We start from the raw sequence: 18,241 nt of genomic DNA on the forward strand, positions 1-18,241 counted from the left end.
TCTAGAGCTGGGGGATCATTCCTCGCGGTACCAGTCGAACAGGTTGTCGGTCTCGTTGGCCCAACCCGAGATCACCGGACGCAGGTTATTCGCGGCCGCCTCCACCTTGAGACGATGCATCACGGGGATGAACACCGTGTCCTGCCACATCAGATCGTTAGCCTTGATATAGAGCGCCGCGCGCTTTACCGGATCCATCTCCATATCGGCAGCGTTGATCACCGCGTCATAGTCCTTGTTGACCCAGCGCGGGAAGTTCGTGCCCTGCCACTTGTTCTCCTTGGTCGCGACGCTGGTGGACAGGTAGCGACGCATGTGCTGCGACGGATCCGGTTGGCTGAGCGGGATCTGGAACATCTCGATGTCGGCGTAGAACTTCGGATAGGTGTCGGGGTTGGCGACGTCGGACGAGAAAAACACCGAAGCGACCACCGACTTCAGCTCGACCTCGATGCCGGCCTTCTGGCAGGCCTGCTTGACGATGGCCTGGGTCTTCTGGCGCGGACCATTGATGGAGGTCTGGTACAGGATCTTCAGCTTCTTGCCGTCCTTCTCGCGGATGCCGTCGGCACCGGGCTTCCAGCCGGCGTCGTCGAGCATCTTGGCGGCCTTCTCGATGTTGAATTCCCAGCTCGTGTTCTTGGAGACGAACTTTTCAGGGCCGTTGAGGAAGTTCGCGGTGGTGCGGCCGGCGCGGCCGTAGATCGCCTTCTTGACGGACTCGCGATCGACCAGCAGCGACAGCGCCTTGCGCACGACGGGATCCGAGAACAGCGGATGCTTGGTCTTCATCGACGAACGTTCGCCGTCGACCTCGACGTTCGGATCGGTGAAATTGAGCGCGATGAACTCGGTATCGCCGCCGACGGCATAGACGGTCTTGCCCTTGCCGCCCTTTTCCAGGCGCAGCAGCACGTCGTCCTCGACCTGGATATTCCAGCCGAAATCATACTCTCCGGTCTGGATCACGGCGCGTGCCGCCGAGACGGCGTCACCGCCGCCCTTCATCTCGAGCGTATCGAAATAGGGCCGGTTGGCCATGTGATAGTCGGGATTGAGCACGCCGCGGATGAGATCGCCCGGCTTGAACTCGACGAACTTGTAGGGCCCGGTCCCGACAGGCGCGAGGTTGGTCGGAGCCTCCCGCGATTTGGAGCCGATGAAATCGGCAAAGAGATGCTTCGGCAGGATCTGCCCGGTCGCACCGACGAAGGCATCGGCCCAAAATGGCGTCGGCTTCGGGAAGGTAATCTTGACCGTGAGATCGTCGATCTTCTCGACAGTGAGGTCGCGATAGGTTGCGATGGTCACGGCCGCAGTGGCCGGATCCTTGATGTACTGCCACGTGAATACGACATCGTCGGCCGAGAACGGCTTGCCGTCATGCCACTTCACGCCAGGCTTCAGCTTCCACGTCACCGACTTGCCGTCGGCGGCGAGCTGGCCGTTCTGGACCGAGGGAATTTCGGTCGCCAGCACCAGCTTCATGTTGCCGTCGGGATCCCAGCAGGCAAGCGGTTCGTAGAACAGGCGCGAGCCGTCCTGGTCCTTGGTGCCGGTGGCGAAATGCGGATTGAGCAAGGTCGGGCCCTGCCACCACAACAGCTTCAGCGCACCGCCGCCGCCGCGTTTGGTCGGCTTGTAGGTGGACGCGCCCTGCGCCATGGCGACACCGCCGAGCGCGAGGATCTGGTTGGCCAGCGGTGCGGTCAGGCCAACGGCGGCCATGCGCTGGATGAAGGCGCGGCGATCCATCCGCCCGTCCTTCACCTGGCCGATCATCGAACGCAGTTCTTTATCCAGCATGGTTGTCCCCCGTCTGGTTCCGACATGGATGCAGGCGGCCGCAAGAGCGACCGCCGGGTTTGGCTGGCGGTAGATGGCACACCGAATGGGGTGCACGTCAACTGGGACCGTGTGTATGCAAACGGTCTTCTGGCTGTCCCTTGGGCAAAATCGCGTTCCGCAGCCCATCCGTTCGGCAATCCAGCATCAAAACGTGCTGGATTGCGCGCTGCACTGCGGAAAATTTGTTCGCCGCATCCGACGAAGTATCAAGGTGAAATTACCCGACGGACATGTCGAGCGGCGGCGCGACGTGATCCGGCAGCGGACAGATATAAGGTGTCTTGGCCGTCCGCTTTTGAAGGTCCGCCTTGGCGGCCTTGATCAGCTCCGGTTCCGTCAGCGCCTTGATCCCGAGACCGGCCATCGCCTTGGCCGCCTGCACCATGGCCTTGTGGGCATGTGGGCTCTTGCCCTGGGCGACCACCTGCCAGGTGTGGAAGGGCGTGCCGATCGCAACCGTGGGTGCGTGCACCTGCACGGTCGGCACCACCCAGCTCACGTCGCCGACATCGGTCGAACCGACCAGCGGGTTGCGCTTGGCATCCAGCGGCACCAGGAAGTCGGCCAACGGCCGGTCGGTCGGCTCCATGCCGATCGCGTAATAGACCGACGAGATGTCCTTGTCGCTCAGCGTCGCACGGATCTGGCTGGCAAAGCTCTTGTCCGCGTCGTCGAAATGCGGCGGTCCGAGTTCTTCCATCACCTGGTGCAGCGCCTGCTCCAGCGGCGCGTTCGGCAGGATGTTGGAGACCGCCGAGATGATCTTCATCTCGACTTTGGTCTCGGTCATCAACGCGGCGCCCTGCGCGATCTTGGAGACGCGCTCGACCAGCTCGTTCATGCCGGGAAGGTCCCGGGCGCGAATCGAATAGCGCACGCGCGCATGCGCCTGCACCACGTTCGGCGCGATGCCGCCGGTGTCGAGCAAAGCGTAGTGGACGCGGGCATCGCTCGGCATGTGCTCGCGCATGTAGTTCACGCCGACATTCATCAATTCCACCGCGTCGAGCGCCGAGCGGCCGAGATGCGGCGAGGCGGCCGCATGCGAGGTACGGCCGGTGAAGATGAAATCCGCGCGCGTGTTGGCGAGCGACGGCGTCACCGCGACTTCCCAGAAGCTGTGCGGATGCCAGGTGATGGCGATGTCGGCGTCCTCGAACGCGCCGGAGCGCACCATGAAGGCCTTTGCCGCGCCGCCTTCTTCCGCAGGGCAGCCGTAATAACGCACGCGGCCCGGCACCTTGTTCTCGGCCAGCCAGTCCTTCACCGCGGTCGCGGCGAGCAGCGCGGCGGAACCGAGCAGATTGTGACCACAACCATGGCCATGGCCGCCGGTCTCGACCGGGCGATGCTCGGCGACACCCGCCTCCTGGCTGAGGCCCGGCAGCGCGTCGTATTCACCCATGAAGGCGATGACCGGACCACCCTCGCCCCACTCGCCCATCACCGCAGTCGGGATGCCGGCGACGTTCCCGGTGATCCGGAATCCCTGATGGCGCAGCTCGGCGAGATGCTCGGCGGCGGACCGCGCCTCGGTGTAGCAGACCTCGGGCATGCCCCAGACCCTGTCGCTGAGGTCGATGAAACGTGCCTTGATCGTATCGATGCCACGCCAGATGTCGCTGCGGTTGTCCATGCTTGTCGTCCGTGATCCCAAGGTCAAACGAAGCGGCAATGGTTAGCAGCTTCGCTATGCGGCGCCTAGCATTCCGCCGGACAGCTGCCATGCGGCCCGTGCCGGATCGCACGGACGCCCAATCCACAAGGGATCTTTCGCGCCTTTCGAAGATTTCACGCGGCGTTCTCCGGAATAGTTGGCGACGAGGCTTTCAAGACGGCCTGCCCCGGCCTAAATTATGCTTGCTCGTCGTTCCGCTAGCCATACCGGAGCGATGCTCTCAGCCAGGAGAACTCCATGCCCGCTCTGACCGAATGGAGAGTGCCGCCGGCGAACCAGCCGCGGGCGAGCGACTACGGCTTCGATCTCGACCGCGCGCTCGCATCCATCGTCGGCCTGCACGCCATCGTTCCGCCGGACGCCTTCAGCGCCGAGACGCTGGGCACCGAGCGCGCCGGCAACGGCGTCGTGATCGACGACGGGCTGGTGCTCACGATAGGTTATCTCATCACTGAGGCAGAGACGGTCTGGCTGCACCGCGCCGACGGACGCGTGGTGGAGGGTCATGCGCTCGGCTTCGATTCCGAGACCGGGTTCGGGCTGGTGCAGGCGCTCGGCCAGCTCGACGTCGCGCCGCTGCCGCTCGGCTCGTCGGCGGCAACCCGGATCGGCGATCGCGTCGTGGTCGGCGGCGCCGGCGGGCGCACGCGCTCGGTCGCAAGCCAAATCGTGGCCAAGCAGGAATTCGCCGGCTACTGGGAGTATCTGCTGGATGAGGCCATCTTCACCTGTCCCGCACATCCGAACTGGGGCGGCACGGCCCTTCTCAACGAACGCGGCGAGTTGATCGGCATCGGCTCGCTCCAGCTCGAACGGGAACGTGACGGCAAGGCCGAGCACGTCAATATGATCGTGCCGATCGACCTCTTGAAGCCGATCCTCGAGGACTTGCGCAAATTCGGCCGGGTCAACAGGCCGGCGCGGCCCTGGCTCGGGCTCTTCTCGACCGAGATCGACAACCGCGTGGTGGTGATCGGGATCTCCACCAACGGCCCGGCTGCCCGCGCCGAGCTCAAGACCGGCGATGTCATCCTCGCCGTGGACGGCGAGAAGGTCACGAGCCAGAGCGCGTTCTACAGGAAGATGTGGACGCTCGGCGCTGCCGGCGTCGACGTGCCGCTCACCGTGCATCATGAAGGCGTCACCTTCGACGTCACCGTGACGTCGACCGATCGCTTCAAGCTCCTGAAGGCGCCGAAGCTGCACTGAGCCCAAGGACTGATCCCAGGAACTGATCCCAAGGCTTGAGGAAGCGGGCGATGACCGAGGCCGTGGTCGACGACATCGTTGCCGTGCTGCCACCGCTGCTCAATGCGCTGGAAGCACTCGGCTTCTTCCAGCGGCATTTGCACCCGCCGGCCTTCGCCTCGGTAATGAACGCAATCGGTACACCGGACGCGACGCTGCAGACGGCACGAGCGGCGATCGGCGACTGGCCTGAACAATTCGCCGGCTTGCGTGAACGACTCGATCGCGCCTGCGACGAGGCCCTCGCCGCCTTTGCCGGGATCCGCGAGGTCGAGCGAGGCAATGGCGATCTCGTTGCGGTCTTCCGGGCCCTGCGCCATGTCCCTCGCGCGCAGGAGGCGCTGTATCCGCTGGCGGTGCAGTTCCCGCCCGTGAGCAGCTTCTTTCTCAACGCCGCCAATCGCGAGAATCACGTCCTGCTGTCGCGACTGGAAGCCGGCGCAGGCGAGCACACCGGCATCTTCCACGATCACAATGAGCCCGGCAGCCGTGGCGGCTTCTCAGCCTATGTGCCCGAATATTACGTACCCGGCCGGCCAACGCCGCTGGTGATGGCGCTGCATGGCGGCAGCGGCAACGGGCGCGGCTTTCTGTGGAGCTGGCTGCGCGACGCGCGCAGTCTCGACGCGGTCCTGGTGGCGCCGACCGCGACCGGCTCGACCTGGGCTCTGATGGGCGACGATACCGACACGCCGAACCTCATGCGCATCCTCGAGACGGTGCGCAGCCGCTGGAGCATCGACGCCTCGCGCATGCTTCTGACCGGCATGAGCGACGGCGGCACCTTCTGCTACGTCACCGGGCTCGACGGCGCCTCGCCGTTCACTCATCTCGCGCCTGTTGCGGCGACCTTTCATCCGCTGATGGCGGAAATGGCGGACGCAACGCGCCTGCAGGGCCTGCCGGTCTTCATCACTCACGGCAAGCTCGACTGGATGTTTCCGGTGCAGACCGCACGGCAGACGCAGGCGGCGCTCTCCACCGCCGGCGCCAATGTCACCTATCGCGAGATCGACGACCTCAGCCACACCTATCCGCGCGAGATCAATGCGGAATTGCTGCAGTGGCTGAATGGAGGATGAACGACCTCTCCTTAGATGCGCCGCATGGCCGGGGAACCATCACTCCAGGCCGACGTTATCGCCCGTCACCGGAGGTTCGCCATGCAGACTTTTTTCGGAATGATCCTGGGCGCGTTGCTGCTTGCAGGCGGCGTCTACGTCTATGATTCCATGCAGACGTCGTCGGTCGCCAATGGCGAGGTCGCGACCACCAATCGCACCATCGTGAACTGGGATGTCGCCAAGGCCGATTGGGACGCACTGCGCGACCGCGCGCACAAGGACTGGGTCCGGATCTCGTCGAAGTAATATCGCCCGACATGAATGAGGCGCCGTCGCGAACTCCGCGGCGGCGCCTTTGTGTTGACCACGATCAAAGATGCTGCTCAGTTCATCTTGGCCTTGCGGGCGTCGGCGATGACCTGCTCGAACTCGGCCATGCTGAGCACGCCGGGCACACGGTACTTGCCGACGATGAATGACGGCGTACCACTGAAACCGAAAGCTTCAGCCTGCTCGTTGTTGCGCTTGAGGATGGCGTCGATGTCCTTGGCGCGGCCGGTAAGATCGCGCTTCAACCGGTCCATGTCGACGCCGGCGGCCGCGAGCAGCTCGTTGATGCGCGGCTCGGTCAGGCGCGAGCTGACGCCCATCATGGCGTCGTGGGCCTGATGGTACTTGTCCTGGAATTTTGCCGCCAGCGCAGTCCGCGCCGCCGTGACCGACACCGGCCCGAGGATCGGCCAGTCCTTCATCACCAGCCGCACCTTGCCATCGTCCTGGACGACCTGGCGCAGCTCGGGCTCGAGCTTGCGGCAATAGGGACAATTGTAATCGGACCATTCGACGATCGTGATGTTGCCGCCGGGATTGCCTGCGACGGGCGTGTCGGGATCGCGCAGCACCTTGGCTTCGGTCAGCACCTCGTCCTCACCGGTCGCCGCGCGCGCAAGGTTGATCCCGCTCGCTGCGACGGCACCCGCTCCGATCAACGTCAGCGCCGCACGCCGGGTCGCCATCAGACGGCCCTTGTTCCCAAATTCGGTCATATCTTGTCCCGTTTCGGCCCCATCACCGCAAATACGGCTCAGGACCAGGAAATGTTACAGACATATAGAGCGTCGCGGCAGCGATGTCATCGCACCAGCAGTGTGACTGCCAGCGGGACCAGGAACGAGGTCACCAAGGCGTTCAGGCTCATGGCGATGCCGGAAAAGACACCGGCAATCTCGTCGACCTGGAACGCGCGCGCGGTGCCGATGCCGTGCGCGGCAAGGCCGGCAGCAAAGCCGCGAGCCCGGTAGTCGGTGACGCCGGTGCGGTTCATCAGCGGCGTCACGATGATGGCGCCCATGATGCCGGTGAGGATGACCGCGACGGCCGCCAGCGAAGGATCGGCATGCAGGGATTCGGCGATGCCCATGGCAACGCCGGCGGTGACTGATTTCGGCGCCAGCGACAGCACCACGTCGCGCGGCAGGCCGGCAAGTTCGGCCAGCAGCACGACCGACACCACCGCGGCGACCGAGCCAGCGACCAGCGCCACCAGCATCGGAACGATCGACGAGACGACGCGCCTGCGGTTCTCGTAGAGCGGCACTGCGAGCGCGACGGTTGCCGGCCCCAGCAGGAAGTGCACGAATTGCGCGCCGGCGAAGTAGGTCGTGTAGGAGGTGCCGGTCAACAGCAGGAACGCGCCGATGATCCACATCGCGTGCAGCACGGGATTGGCGAGCGGATGACGCCGGGTCGCCAGCGAGACCGCGTCCGTGGCGGCATAGACCAGCAGCGTCACGGTCAGCCAGAGCAGCGGCGATTGCGAGAGATAGACCCACAGCGAGAACGGATTGTCCTTCATCGCGCGTCCTGTTGCTTCAGCAAGCGGCTGACGAGGCGAAAGGTCAGCACGGTCGCGAGCAGCGTGACGACCACGGACAGCGCGAGCACGAGGATGATGGCAATGCCGTGAGACGCGAGCAGATCGAGCTCCTGCACGACGCCAACGCCGGCCGGCACGAATAGCAACGAGAGATGGGCCAGCAGGCCCTTGCTCGCCGTCTCGACACCGTCGTTGCGCAGCGGCCCGCGCGCGAGCACCGCAAAGCGGTCGCGGGCGAGCAACAGGATCAGAAGCAACAGCAGACCGAGCACGGGTCCCGGCAGCGGCAGGCCGAGACCGCGCACGACGGCTTCGCCGATCAATTGGCAGAGCAGGATGAGGCCGAGACTTGCAAGCATGACCGTCGCATCAAGGGATGCGCCGGCATGCTTGTCAATCGCCGCCATGCGCGGACGTGTGCGGCACGTCCGCGGCCGCAATGCGGGGCAGCATCGCCATCAAGGTCCCGGTCATGGTCGCGATCAGCGTGGTCTTGCCGTCATGCTCGGCAAACGCCTTGGCCTCGCAGAAGGTCAGCGTGCGGCCGGGCTTGACGACTTCGGCCCGGAAGACGAAGCGCTCGCCCCGGGCCGGCGCAAGCAGCGTGGTCTTGAACTCGACGGTGAGGATGTCGGCTTCGCGCGGCATCAGGGTGAAGGCGGCGACGCCGCAGGCATTGTCCAGGCCTGCCGTGATGATACCGGCGTGCACGAAGCCGTTCTGCTGCGTAAAGGCGGATGCATACGGCATCGCCAGTTCGACCTGGCCCGGCGCCAGAGCGACGATCGATATGCCCAGCGTGCGCATCGCCGGCTGGGCGGCGAACATCGCGGTCGCGGCCGTGCGGTACTCGGGGTTTCTCGGCTCGAATGTGGCCATCGCTCATGCCTCCGCCGGCTCGGAAAGGTACTTCACGGCGATCTCCCGGATCGCATCGGCGAACGGTGCGGACTTCCGCAATTGACTGTCCATGTGCACGCCGGTGATCTCGCACGTCGCTGCGAGTTCGCCGGTCTCGGCATTCGTCATGTCATGCCGGAAGCGGATCGACTTGTCGCGAAGCTCGAGCAGATGGCTGCGGATCTCGACGATGTCGCCGGCGAGCAGCTCGCGCCGGTAGGCGATGTTCTGCTGCACGGCGGCCATGCCGCGGCCTGAGCTGCGCAGATAGCTCGGCGTCAGGCCCAGGCGGGCGAACAGATTCCAGTTGGCCTCGTCGAACTTGCCGACATACCACATGATGTTCATGTGCCCGACGTGATCGCATTGCCACGGATAGACCGTGCCGCGATAAGTCGCCTCCTGCTCCATCGCACTTCCTCCCGCAATTTCGTCCTTGATCGTTGATACGGTAGCGTATCAAGTCCGTGTCGCGTTAGCAATACGGTACCGTATCAAGAGCCGGTGGGGTTTCCTTCATGAGTGACGGCAAGGCCGATGTCTGGGTCGAGGCAGGCTTTGCCGAGCTCGCCCGCGCGGGGGTCGAGGGCGTGCGGGTCGAGGTGGTCGCCAAGAATCTCGGCGTCACCAAGGGCGGCTTCTACCGCCGCTTTGCCGACCGCGCCGCGCTGCTCGATGCCATGCTGGAAGGCTGGCGCGAGGGGCGCGTCGCCGCAATCGCGCAGCAGACAAGTCTCGACGGGCAGGAGCCCCGCGAGCGACTGAGAGCGCTGATCCAGCTCTACTCCGAGCGCCTCAATCCGGAGGGCATGGCGATCGAGCTCGCGATCCGGCAATGGGCCCGCTCGGACGAGAACGCCGCGGCGGCGGTGGCGAGCGTCGACGCGGCGCGGCTCAAGCACGTCAGCGAACTCTATCGTGCGGCCGGCCTAGCGGCCGAGGCGGCCGAGGCGCAGGCCTTCCTGTTCTACTGCTTCATCTTCGGCCAGAGCTTGTTGTTCGTCGAGAGCGGCGCGCGGAAGCGAGCGCAACTCGTGGCGAGATCGGCCGAGAAGCTGCTCGACTAGAGCCTTCCCGTTCCGATGGAATCGGAACGCGGCTCCAGCTTCTTGTTTTGACTCGTTTTCTTGACGCGAACGCTGTCCACTTCGCTCGAAAACGCTCCAGGCGAAATGGCCGGAGCGCTGCTCCGGCCATCGTCTCGATTCGAAGCTCAGGCGGCGCCCTTCAGCTTCTTGGTGCATTCGCTGTAATAGCCGCCGCCCTTCTGGATCCACTTCAAGCCGCCATTGCCGTTGGTGGCCTTGTTGGCATTGTACTGGTCGACGCAGGTGTGCAGCCGCGCCTTGCCGGGGGTCTCCTTGACATATTTCGGATCGACCGCGTTCGGATACACTGCCGGTCCGGCCGGCAGGGCCGGCGCGGCGGCGGGTGCGGCCTCCTTCGCCGCCTGCTTCGGCTCGGCAGGAGCGGCGGGCGCAGCCGGAGCAGCTGCGGTCGGTGCAGCGGCGGGCTTCGCATCGGCACCGCACTCGGCCTTGCGGAAGTCATTCCACTTCATGGTCCCGAGCGAGCCGTCCTTCTTGGCAGCCTGATATTTCGCGCTGCATTCCTGTGCGGTCAGTGCCTGCGCCGGCGCGCTCGCAAGCAATGCCGCGACACCGGACGCCGCAATCGCGCACAACAATCTCGTCTGAATGATCATCCCTGGGTCTCCTGCTTGGTCTTCCCGACGGAAGTGAAACGAACATTGCTATCCTAGCGTGTCGGCCGCTTGCGACAAGGATGCGATCGCTATCGCCGCCAAAATATAGTGATCCCGTCGCTCGACTCATTCATGTCGCGTTCAGCAATGCAGGCCGACCGTCCAGCCCTTCGCCATTCTTCCAAGCAGAGTGCAACACATGACCTTAACGTCTCGCCTCGCCGTCGTCGCCCTCGCCTCCCTGCTCGCCACCGGCGCCGCCTTCGCACAGACCGCAGCGCCGGCAGCCAAGACCGAGACAAAGACCGATACCGCTGCCACCGCCGACAAGAAGGCGCCGAAGGAGCGTTCGGCCGAGTCGCTCGAATGCTCCAAGCAGGCGGACGCCAAGGGATTGAAGGGCAAGGAGCGCAGGAAGTTTCGCCGTGAATGCAAGAAGGAGGCGAAGGCCGGCAGCGTCGCTCCCGCCGCCTCCGCCGCTCCTGCCTCAGACAAGAAGTAAGTCCGTCACGATCCTCTGCGAGCATCCGAGAGAGGCGCGCGCATTGCGGCATGACGAGCCTGCAATTGTGCGCCTCAAGCCGATTTGCGATAAGGTGGTGTGAAGCAGATCACCGCCTCCCTGACGTTCGAATGGCCGAGCCGTGCCAGCATATTGAGCACGGTGGAGACGCTCGTCATCGGCACCGCCGGCGGCCTGGTGTTTCTCGTCGCGAACCTTCCCGGCGGGCTGATCTCGGGCTCGATGATCGCGGTCGGGATCGCCGCGATCGCCGGCCGCCAGCTGACGCTGCCGCCGATCCTGACCCAGACCGTCCTGGTGCTGCTTGGCATCTCCTTGGGCTCGGTCGTCTCGCGCCATTTGCTTCAGCAGGTCAGCGCCTATCCCGTCACCATCGCCCTGCTTGCGCTCGCCACCTTCTGCTCGACGTTCGGCTCGAGCTACTACCTCCAGCGCATCCATGGCTGGGACCGCACCTCGGCCTTCCTGGCCGGCAGCCCCGGCGCGCTGTCGCAGATCACCATCCTGGCGGTCGAGCGCGGCGCCGACCTGCCGGGCATCGCGGTGGTACAGACCATGCGCGTCATCATCCTGACCGCCGCGCTGCCGATGGTGCTGGCGATTGCCGGCGTGGCGTCCTCTGCTGCGCCGTCGCTGACGACGACGATCGCCTCGCCGCTCGACCTCCTCGAGCTGGCCGCGGCCTCGCTGGCCGCAGCGCTGGTCTTGCGGCTGATCAGGTTTCCGGCGAGCTGGATGTTCGGCGCGATGATCGCCTCCAGCGCGCTGCACGGCGCCGGATGGGTCGAGGGCGGCCTGCCGGACTGGGTCCGCGGCGTGGCGCTGGTCGGTATCGGTGCACTGATCGGCAGCCGTTTCGCGCGGATGCGAATCAAGACGCTCGCCGGCCACCTCAGCGCGGCACTGGGCTCGTTTGCCGTGGCCATCGCCGTCTCCGCCATCTTCGTCGGGATCGTGGCGCTGACCACCCTGGTGAAGTTCTCCGACGTCGTCGTCGCCTTCGCGCCGGGCGCGATGGATGCGATGCTGGCGCTGGCCCTGACATTGCACATCGACCCGATCTTCGTCGGCGCCCACCACCTCTCGCGCTTCGTCTTCGTGACGATCGCGACGCCGGGCATCGTGCATCTGTTCGGACGCACGCAGGACGACGTGGACGATTAGCTGGTTCTCCTCATCCTGAGGAGCGCTCCAATGGAGCGCGTCTCGAAGGATAGAGGCCCGGGTGACAGAGTGGGGCCTGCATGGTTCGAGACGCCGCGCAAGAGGCGCGGCTCCTCACCATGAGGATCAACGCCTCGCCGTCCGCACGAATCCCCAAGCGGCGATCGCGGCCATCAGCAGCGAGATCAGCACGTTGTAGCCGGCGAGCGAGAGGCCGAGGAAGCGCCACTGCACCTCGTCGCAGCGCACCACCTTCACGGTGTCGAGCTTCGACAGCAGATCAGCGGCGCTGCCGAGATTGACGACGGGCCCGGAGCAATCGGTCGGCCCCTTCCAGAAACCCCATTCGACGCCGGCGTGATAGGTGCCGAGGCCGGCATTGGCGAGCGTCGCCAGCGCCAGGATCGCGAGCCCCGCCAGCAGCAGCGGCCGCGGCGCGCCGCTCCTCGCCGCCAGCGCCGTCAGCACGCCGAGCGGGATCACGAAGTAATAGGCGTAGCGCTGCTCCAGGCACAATGGACAGGGCAGGATCTCCAGCACGAGCTGGAAGAACCAGGCGCCGGCGATCGTGACTGCGGCGATCAGCGTGACCAGCAGCGAGGCGGTCAGCGCGGGGCCCGCACTGGCCTGCTTGAACGCTGGTATGGCAGCACTCTGGGTCGTCACGGCAGCCTCTTTCCGGTGGTCGGACCCACAAGCCCTAGCCCCGGTCCGTGCGGCTGTCGAGAACGGCCGGGATCACTTTGGCGCGGGTTGACCCCGCTTTGTCCATGGCTATAGTCCGCCGGCTTCGCGACGCCCCCTTTGGGGCCGACCGAGGGCCCCTGTGGCGGAACTGGTAGACGCGCTCGACTCAAAATCGAGTTCCGCAAGGAGTGCTGGTTCGATTCCGGCCAGGGGCACCAACTAGGCTGTTCAAGCCCGTTCCAAAGTGTTCGCAACCGTCCGCGTAGTGCTCAGAAACCCTTGAAAAATAGGGACTTCCGCGTACATTCTCGTTCGTCACCGTTTGTTCTCCTTCGATCCCAGCCGCCCGATTTGCTGGTATTTTTGCTGGTATCGTGCTGGTATCTGGAGAACAAACGTTCACGGCGACTTTCGCTTTTCCGAATGAAGGAATTGAGCAGATGGCCGGCAAGAACGACGGCGCGTGCGCCAATCCCAAGCAGATCAGGACCGACGTCGACTGCCGCGCCGCCCGACCGAAATTCGACAATGGCGCGTGGAGTCCCGCCAAGATTTCCGACGTGACCGGCGGCTGGCTCTATCTCTTCGTCACGCCGGACGTGAGCAGGCCCGGCAACGCTGCCTCTAAGCTCTGGCGGATGGACTACCGTTTCCACGGCCGCCAGAAAACCTACTCCATCGGCCCCTACGGCAACGGCAAGGATGGCACGTTCTCGCTCGCAGACGCGCGGCGCGAGCGCGACAAGGCCAAAGACCTGCTCAAGGAAGGCAAAGACCCGAGCATCGAGAAGCAGCTCGACAAGCACAGGCAGGCCGCCGCCCGGCCTTTCGGGCAATGGGCCGACGAATGGCTCGCGAAGAAGAAGGTCGAGAAAGTCAAACGCGGCAGGATCGTCGCGGCGCGCGACCCCAAGACGATCGAGGTGCTCGAGCTGCGCGTCGGCTACGTCAAGGCGCGCTTCGGCAAGCTCAGCAGGCAGGACATCAAGCGTCCGGACGTGCTCGCTTTCATGCGTTCATACGAAGCCGAGGGAAAGCTGGAAACCCGAGACCGCGTGCGCAGCATCTGTAAGCAAATCTGCGACTATGCCGACGTCGAAGGCGACGGCTACAATCCGTTCCGTAACCTGAATGGGCAGATGATTGCCAACATTTCGACGCCGCGTCCAGGCGTCACCGAACCACGTGACGTGACGCGCGTCTTCAAACTCATCGCCGCACCGTGGACGAGAGCGAGGTTTGGTGACGTTGTTGGCCTTGCGTTGCGCTTCGATGCGCTGACCATTCCCCGCCCCGGCATGGTCAATGAAATGGAGTGGGGCGAGGTCGACTGGGATGCCGAACGCTGGACTATTCCAGCAGCCAAGATGAAGACCGGCTGGGACCATGTCGTACCTTTGTCACGGCAAGCACTCGCAATCCTGCGCAGCGTCCAGGAGCTGACCGGCCATCGCCGCTACGCGTTTTCTTGCTCGAAGGACGCGCCGTTATCGAACAACACGCTCAACAAGCGCTTGCGGCTGCTTGGCATTGACACCAAGACCGAGCATTGTGCCCACGGATTCCGGACAACCTTCTCGACCCTGTCTCACCACGAAGAGATCAAGGACGCCAAGGCGTGGGATGGCGATGTCGTCGAGCTACAGCTTGCGCATCTCGATAATTCGACTGTGGAAGGTTTGTACAAAAGGCACGGACCGCTCGCGCTGATCGGCTCGCGCACGAAGCTGATGCAGCATTGGGCTGATCGGATCGACCACTGGCTCGATCCCAAGAAGGTGATGCCGATCAAGGGAGGAGCGCTTGCCTAAGTCACCTAAAGGCGACACTTCCGGGTCGCCTGCGCCGATATCGCAAGAATCGGTGGTCGCGGGGACATGCAACCATCTCAATTGCTTTTTCAGGCTGTCGCCTAACCAGGCCATTGCGTCCCGAACGCAGTGAGCATCTTCTAAATCGTTGACTTTCTTGATACGGTAGCCCCGCGGTCGCGTTCTGTTCACGTTCATTTCGCCCAATTCGTTGCGATTTCATTGCGGCATTCCTCGGCGAGAACGCCAGCTGACGGATCTCGTTCCCGACCGGGCGGTCCATTTCCGAATGGCGGGTGGCAGCACTCTGCGCTTCCGACAGAGCCGCTGATTAAGAGACAGCCCTGGATTAAGAACAATCAATGACTTACTGGTCGCACCACTGGGCTTATCCGATCGAAAAACGGGCATTCGTCGCACGATTGCACGGCCTATCATCCCCAAGGGGTTGCAACACTGTCCCTGGGGACTTGTTGCCCACTTGCGCCTACTGCTCTCGCGACTCAAGTCCGCAGAGGCGGTCGACGCAGACGGTTTGTCTTTCGCGGGGCGACCGCAATCCGGATTTGGCTCATGTCACCGAGCAGACTTGCTGAAGGCTGCCGAAGCCATACCGGATTGTCGGAGAAACAATCCCAGTTAAAACCACGCAAATCAACCCTGCAGTGGAGGAAAATTCGGGGGGCGCTTCTCGATGAAAGCGCTCATTCCCTCTTGCCATTCCGCACCTCCGATCAACATCGCCAGCGTCTCCAAGCCGATGTTCCTGGCGGATGCCAAATCGGCATCTCCGCACATGCGCACGGCCATCTTTGACTGCGAGACCGCGCGTGCGCCAAGGAGCCGGAAGCGGCAAGCCAATTTCATTGCTGCAGGAAGAAGTTCGTCCTGAGGGTGCACACTTGTCAGAAGACCGTGCATCAGCGCCTCCTGTGCAGTGATGTGACTGCCCAGCAGCACCCATTCCATGGCCTTGCCGCGTCCGACCAGACGATGAAGCTTCTGTACGCCGCCGGCGCCTGCGAGCGCACCGATCCGCACCTCCGGCACGCCAATCTTGGTATCGTTGGCCATGAGCCGGAAATCGCAGGCCAAGGACATCTCACAACCGCCCCCCAGCGCGAAACCGTTTATCGCCGCGATCACGGGCATCGGCACCGTCTCGATCCGGTCGAACAGCCTCGCGATCGGCTGCAGATACCTATCGCGCAGCGCGAAGCTGCTGCTTCCGATCCGCGCGTCTTCACTGGTGAAATAGCGCAAATGGGCGCCAGCGCAGAACGCCCGGCCTTGCCCGGTGATGATGAGCGCCCGCGCGCTGCCGGCGACGCTCGCGGTCAGCGCGGCGTCGAGCTCCTCGAGCAGTTCGAGGCTGAGCGTGTTCATTTCGCGTTCGCGCGTCATCGTCGCGAGCGCGATATCGGGCTCGGGCCAGGACAGCGTGACGGCGTTGCCCGTGATGTTGGCTTTTTCGGCTGACATCGGAACCTACCTCTCTCTATTTTACCGGTGACAAGACGATCCGTCCGCTCGAGAGCCCGGTCTCGACAGCGCGATGTGCTTCCACGGCATCATGCAGCCGGCGGACCTGCTCCACAACCGGCCTGATCCGCCGCCTTGCAACAAGCTCGAGCGCATCGGCAAGCTGGCTGCGCGAGACGCCCTTGGCACTTAGGATCGAGACGTTGCGCAGGAAGAGTTGCGCAGGATTGATCGTGATGAAATCGCCGGTCACCTGTCCGACCACTACCATACGCCCATCGTCCGCCATGCTCCGCCGCACGGTTTCGAACACTGGGCTGCCGACATTGTCGATCGCGACGTCGACGCCCCGGCCATTGGTCAGCCGGCGGACCTCGGCAGAGAACTCGCTACCCCTCTCGACCACGATCACTTCATCCGCACCGGCTTCGCGGATACGAGCGGCCTTGGCCTTGCTCGTCGTCACCGCGATCGTGAAGGCACCGGCCAGACGGCTGAGCTGCACACCGTGCAGGCCAAGTCCGCCGCCGGCACCGGTCACCAAGACGCAGTCCCCGGTCTGCACCCGGCCAACCTCCCGGACGGCATTGAGCTCAGTCCCGATCGTGCAGGCGACGATCGATGCCTCCTCTGCAGAAACACCCGGCGGAATGATCTGCACAGCATCCGCATCCACGCAGACCATTTCGGCGTAGCCGCCATTGAGCCCGGCATCACCGAGAAAGACGCGGTCGGGGCACGAAGTCTCGTGCCCCCCGCGGCAATGCCTGCAATAGCCGCAGACATGGCTATAGGTCGTGGTGGCGACGAGATCGCCGCACTGCAATCCGCCAACGCCCTGACCGAGCTTCTCGACCGTCCCGGCCACCTCGTGCCCGAGGATGACCGGCATGGCAACGCCGCGCCGATAGGTACCGTTACGTACCACGACATCATGGAAGCAGACGCCGCAGGCGGCGACTGCGATCCTGATCTCACCCGGACCGGGCTCGCGCGCGACTATTTCGGCGACGCGCAAGACGTCGGGTGGGCCGGTACGCTCGGCAATGACGGCAAGCATCGGATCAGTGCCTCAGTTCGCCGACAGCCAGCCCGAGATGATCTTCCACTTGCCGCCCTCCGCCTTCATGATCGCGCCCGAAAGCGCGCCAGCATGCTGGTCAGAAGCAAACGAGAGCGGCGCCATCAGGCCGGTATCGAAGTTCTTCATCCCCTCCAGCGCCGAGACGATCGAGGCTTCGTCCGTCTTGCCGCCGGTTCGCTTGAGAATTTCGGCGAACAGCTTGCCAGACTGGTAACCGTGCATGCTGTATGTGGTCGGTTTGCTGTTGGGCTTGTATTTCTGCTGCGCCGCCAGGAACGCCTTGACCGCAGGCTTGTCGGAATCGAGTGGCTCCATCACCGCGATCGCGATCGCGCCTTCGGCCAGTGGGCCGGCGAGCTGGAAGGTCTGGGGATCGCCGAGCGCGTTGTGACCACTGAACTGCGGCTTCCAGCCGAGGTTGTTGGCTTCGCGCATCACCAGCGCCGCATCCTTTGGAATGCCGAGGAAGACGACATGTTCGACACCCGCCCCCTTCGCCTGGGCAACGACACCGGAGAAGTTGGTGGTGCCGCGGTCGAAAGGCAGTTTCGTGAGCGGGACATTCGCGCTCTTGAACCGCTCCTCGAGACCGGCAACGGCATCTTGGCCGAAATCGTCGTTCTGGTAGATCGCGGCGACCTTGGTCTGCTTCAGCTCCTTGAGGATATAGTTGGCGAGGACCATCATCTGCACCCGCACCTCCGGCAGCGTCGTGAAGACATCACGGTTGAGCGGCGTAGTCAGCGCGTGGGCAAAGGCATACGGAAACAGCAACGGCGTCTTGCTTTCCGTGACGAATGGCAGCAGCGCCGCCGACGGCGCGGTGCCGGTCACGGCGAGCAACGCGACCACCTTGTCCTGCTCGACCAGCTTTCGCGCGGAAGCGATGGTGCGCATCGGCTCGTAGCCGTCGTCCTCGGCGATGAACAGGAGCTTGCGCCCGCTCACCCCGCCCGCGTCGTTGACTTCGCCGAACGCGACTTCGACACCGTCGCGAACGCTTTGCCCGAGCAGCGACAGGCCGCCCGAGAACGGACCGCTCATGCCGACGTTGACCAGTTCCTGCGCACTGGCAGGCAAGGCCATCATCGCGACAGCCGCCGCGCACGCCAGGCTCCTTCCCAATACTTTCCAGATCATGCTTCCTCTCCCATTCATGTTTTTGTTGATA

General features: G+C 64.2%; 19 protein-coding genes and 1 tRNA gene. 8 read left to right on the plus strand and 12 right to left on the minus strand.

What is annotated here, in order from left to right; genetic code table 11:
* Nucleotides 1-15: 15 nt before the first annotated feature.
* Both EDE08_RS13860 and EDE08_RS13865 read right to left on the minus strand, forming a co-directional pair.
* Nucleotides 16-1,806 (minus strand): peptide ABC transporter substrate-binding protein, encoded by a 1,791-nt coding sequence (locus EDE08_RS13860; RefSeq protein WP_131868949.1) that lies wholly within the window; start codon nucleotides 1,804-1,806, stop codon nucleotides 16-18.
* A 259-nt stretch (nucleotides 1,807-2,065) separates the two neighbouring features.
* Nucleotides 2,066-3,484, minus strand: a complete 1,419-nt coding sequence (locus tag EDE08_RS13865) for a M20 family metallopeptidase (RefSeq protein ID WP_131868948.1) — start codon at nucleotides 3,482-3,484, stop codon at nucleotides 2,066-2,068.
* Between the two features lie 279 nt (nucleotides 3,485-3,763).
* Between EDE08_RS13865 and EDE08_RS13870 the strand changes: the two genes are divergently transcribed.
* From EDE08_RS13870 to EDE08_RS13880, 3 genes are all read left to right on the plus strand, one after another.
* Nucleotides 3,764-4,735: a S1C family serine protease gene (locus EDE08_RS13870; protein WP_131868947.1), complete on the plus strand. Its 972-nt coding sequence runs from the start codon at nucleotides 3,764-3,766 to the stop codon at nucleotides 4,733-4,735.
* A 50-nt stretch (nucleotides 4,736-4,785) separates the two neighbouring features.
* The gene (locus EDE08_RS13875) at nucleotides 4,786-5,856 is read left to right on the plus strand and encodes a carboxylesterase family protein (RefSeq protein ID WP_131868946.1); all 1,071 of its coding nucleotides are present in this window, start codon (nucleotides 4,786-4,788) and stop codon (nucleotides 5,854-5,856) included.
* 81 nt (nucleotides 5,857-5,937) lie between these two features.
* The gene (locus tag EDE08_RS13880; RefSeq protein WP_018316294.1) at nucleotides 5,938-6,144 is read left to right on the plus strand and encodes a hypothetical protein; all 207 of its coding nucleotides are present in this window, start codon (nucleotides 5,938-5,940) and stop codon (nucleotides 6,142-6,144) included.
* A 77-nt stretch (nucleotides 6,145-6,221) separates the two neighbouring features.
* Here EDE08_RS13880 and EDE08_RS13885 read toward each other — a convergent pair whose 3' ends face one another.
* From EDE08_RS13885 to EDE08_RS13905, 5 genes are all read right to left on the minus strand, one after another.
* Complete coding sequence (locus EDE08_RS13885) at nucleotides 6,222-6,884, minus strand: DsbA family protein (RefSeq protein WP_061880662.1); 663 nt, start codon at nucleotides 6,882-6,884, stop codon at nucleotides 6,222-6,224.
* An 86-nt stretch (nucleotides 6,885-6,970) separates the two neighbouring features.
* Nucleotides 6,971-7,693, minus strand: a complete 723-nt coding sequence (locus EDE08_RS13890; protein WP_131868944.1) for an LrgB family protein — start codon at nucleotides 7,691-7,693, stop codon at nucleotides 6,971-6,973.
* Nucleotides 7,690-8,073 carry a CidA/LrgA family protein gene (locus EDE08_RS13895; protein ID WP_131868943.1) on the minus strand — a complete coding sequence of 128 codons (384 nt, stop codon included), beginning with the start codon at nucleotides 8,071-8,073 and terminating at the stop codon, nucleotides 7,690-7,692. Before EDE08_RS13895 ends, EDE08_RS13890 begins: the two co-directional genes overlap by 4 nt.
* A gap of 34 nt (nucleotides 8,074-8,107) precedes the next feature.
* The gene (locus EDE08_RS13900) at nucleotides 8,108-8,593 is read right to left on the minus strand and encodes a PaaI family thioesterase (protein WP_131868942.1); all 486 of its coding nucleotides are present in this window, start codon (nucleotides 8,591-8,593) and stop codon (nucleotides 8,108-8,110) included.
* Nucleotides 8,594-8,596: 3 nt separating this feature from the next.
* A complete protein-coding gene (locus tag EDE08_RS13905) occupies nucleotides 8,597-9,025 on the minus strand; it encodes an acyl-CoA thioesterase (RefSeq protein ID WP_131868941.1) in 429 nt (142 codons plus the stop codon).
* A gap of 107 nt (nucleotides 9,026-9,132) precedes the next feature.
* Here EDE08_RS13905 and EDE08_RS13910 point away from each other — a divergent pair, with 107 nt between their 5' ends.
* Nucleotides 9,133-9,681, plus strand: coding sequence for a TetR/AcrR family transcriptional regulator (locus EDE08_RS13910; protein ID WP_131868940.1), 549 nt, complete (start codon nucleotides 9,133-9,135; stop codon nucleotides 9,679-9,681).
* Between the two features lie 146 nt (nucleotides 9,682-9,827).
* On the opposite strand, the gene EDE08_RS13915 is transcribed toward EDE08_RS13910, so the two are convergent.
* A complete protein-coding gene (locus EDE08_RS13915) occupies nucleotides 9,828-10,319 on the minus strand; it encodes a hypothetical protein (RefSeq protein ID WP_131868939.1) in 492 nt (163 codons plus the stop codon).
* Nucleotides 10,320-10,518: 199 nt separating this feature from the next.
* On the opposite strand from EDE08_RS13915, the gene EDE08_RS13920 reads away from it, so the two are divergent.
* Nucleotides 10,519-10,821, plus strand: coding sequence for a PsiF family protein (locus tag EDE08_RS13920; RefSeq protein WP_131868938.1), 303 nt, complete (start codon nucleotides 10,519-10,521; stop codon nucleotides 10,819-10,821).
* A 99-nt stretch (nucleotides 10,822-10,920) separates the two neighbouring features.
* Nucleotides 10,921-12,006: an AbrB family transcriptional regulator gene (locus EDE08_RS13925; protein WP_131868937.1), complete on the plus strand. Its 1,086-nt coding sequence runs from the start codon at nucleotides 10,921-10,923 to the stop codon at nucleotides 12,004-12,006.
* 126 nt (nucleotides 12,007-12,132) lie between these two features.
* Here the strand turns inward: EDE08_RS13925 and EDE08_RS13930 are convergent, their stop codons facing one another.
* The gene (locus EDE08_RS13930; protein WP_131868936.1) at nucleotides 12,133-12,672 is read right to left on the minus strand and encodes a disulfide bond formation protein B; all 540 of its coding nucleotides are present in this window, start codon (nucleotides 12,670-12,672) and stop codon (nucleotides 12,133-12,135) included.
* A gap of 154 nt (nucleotides 12,673-12,826) precedes the next feature.
* Between EDE08_RS13930 and EDE08_RS13935 the strand changes: the two genes are divergently transcribed.
* Both EDE08_RS13935 and EDE08_RS13940 read left to right on the plus strand, forming a co-directional pair.
* Nucleotides 12,827-12,911 (plus strand) — tRNA-Leu (locus EDE08_RS13935).
* Between the two features lie 222 nt (nucleotides 12,912-13,133).
* Nucleotides 13,134-14,504 carry a tyrosine-type recombinase/integrase gene (locus EDE08_RS13940; protein WP_131868935.1) on the plus strand — a complete coding sequence of 457 codons (1,371 nt, stop codon included), beginning with the start codon at nucleotides 13,134-13,136 and terminating at the stop codon, nucleotides 14,502-14,504.
* A gap of 654 nt (nucleotides 14,505-15,158) precedes the next feature.
* Here the strand turns inward: EDE08_RS13940 and EDE08_RS13945 are convergent.
* Genes EDE08_RS13945 through EDE08_RS13955 form a run of 3 tightly spaced genes read right to left on the minus strand, consistent with a single transcriptional unit; the run spans nucleotide 15,159 to nucleotide 18,210 of the window.
* Nucleotides 15,159-15,986: an enoyl-CoA hydratase/isomerase family protein gene (locus tag EDE08_RS13945; RefSeq protein WP_131868934.1), complete on the minus strand. Its 828-nt coding sequence runs from the start codon at nucleotides 15,984-15,986 to the stop codon at nucleotides 15,159-15,161.
* Nucleotides 15,987-16,002: 16 nt separating this feature from the next.
* Nucleotides 16,003-17,046, minus strand: a complete 1,044-nt coding sequence (locus EDE08_RS13950) for an alcohol dehydrogenase catalytic domain-containing protein (protein WP_131868933.1) — start codon at nucleotides 17,044-17,046, stop codon at nucleotides 16,003-16,005.
* Nucleotides 17,047-17,058: 12 nt separating this feature from the next.
* Nucleotides 17,059-18,210: an ABC transporter substrate-binding protein gene (locus tag EDE08_RS13955; protein WP_131868932.1), complete on the minus strand. Its 1,152-nt coding sequence runs from the start codon at nucleotides 18,208-18,210 to the stop codon at nucleotides 17,059-17,061.
* Between the last annotated feature and the right edge of the window lie 31 nt (nucleotides 18,211-18,241).

The sequence above is a fragment of the Bradyrhizobium sp. R2.2-H genome, from assembly GCF_004346455.1.
Lineage (GTDB): Bacteria > Pseudomonadota > Alphaproteobacteria > Rhizobiales > Xanthobacteraceae > Bradyrhizobium > Bradyrhizobium diversitatis.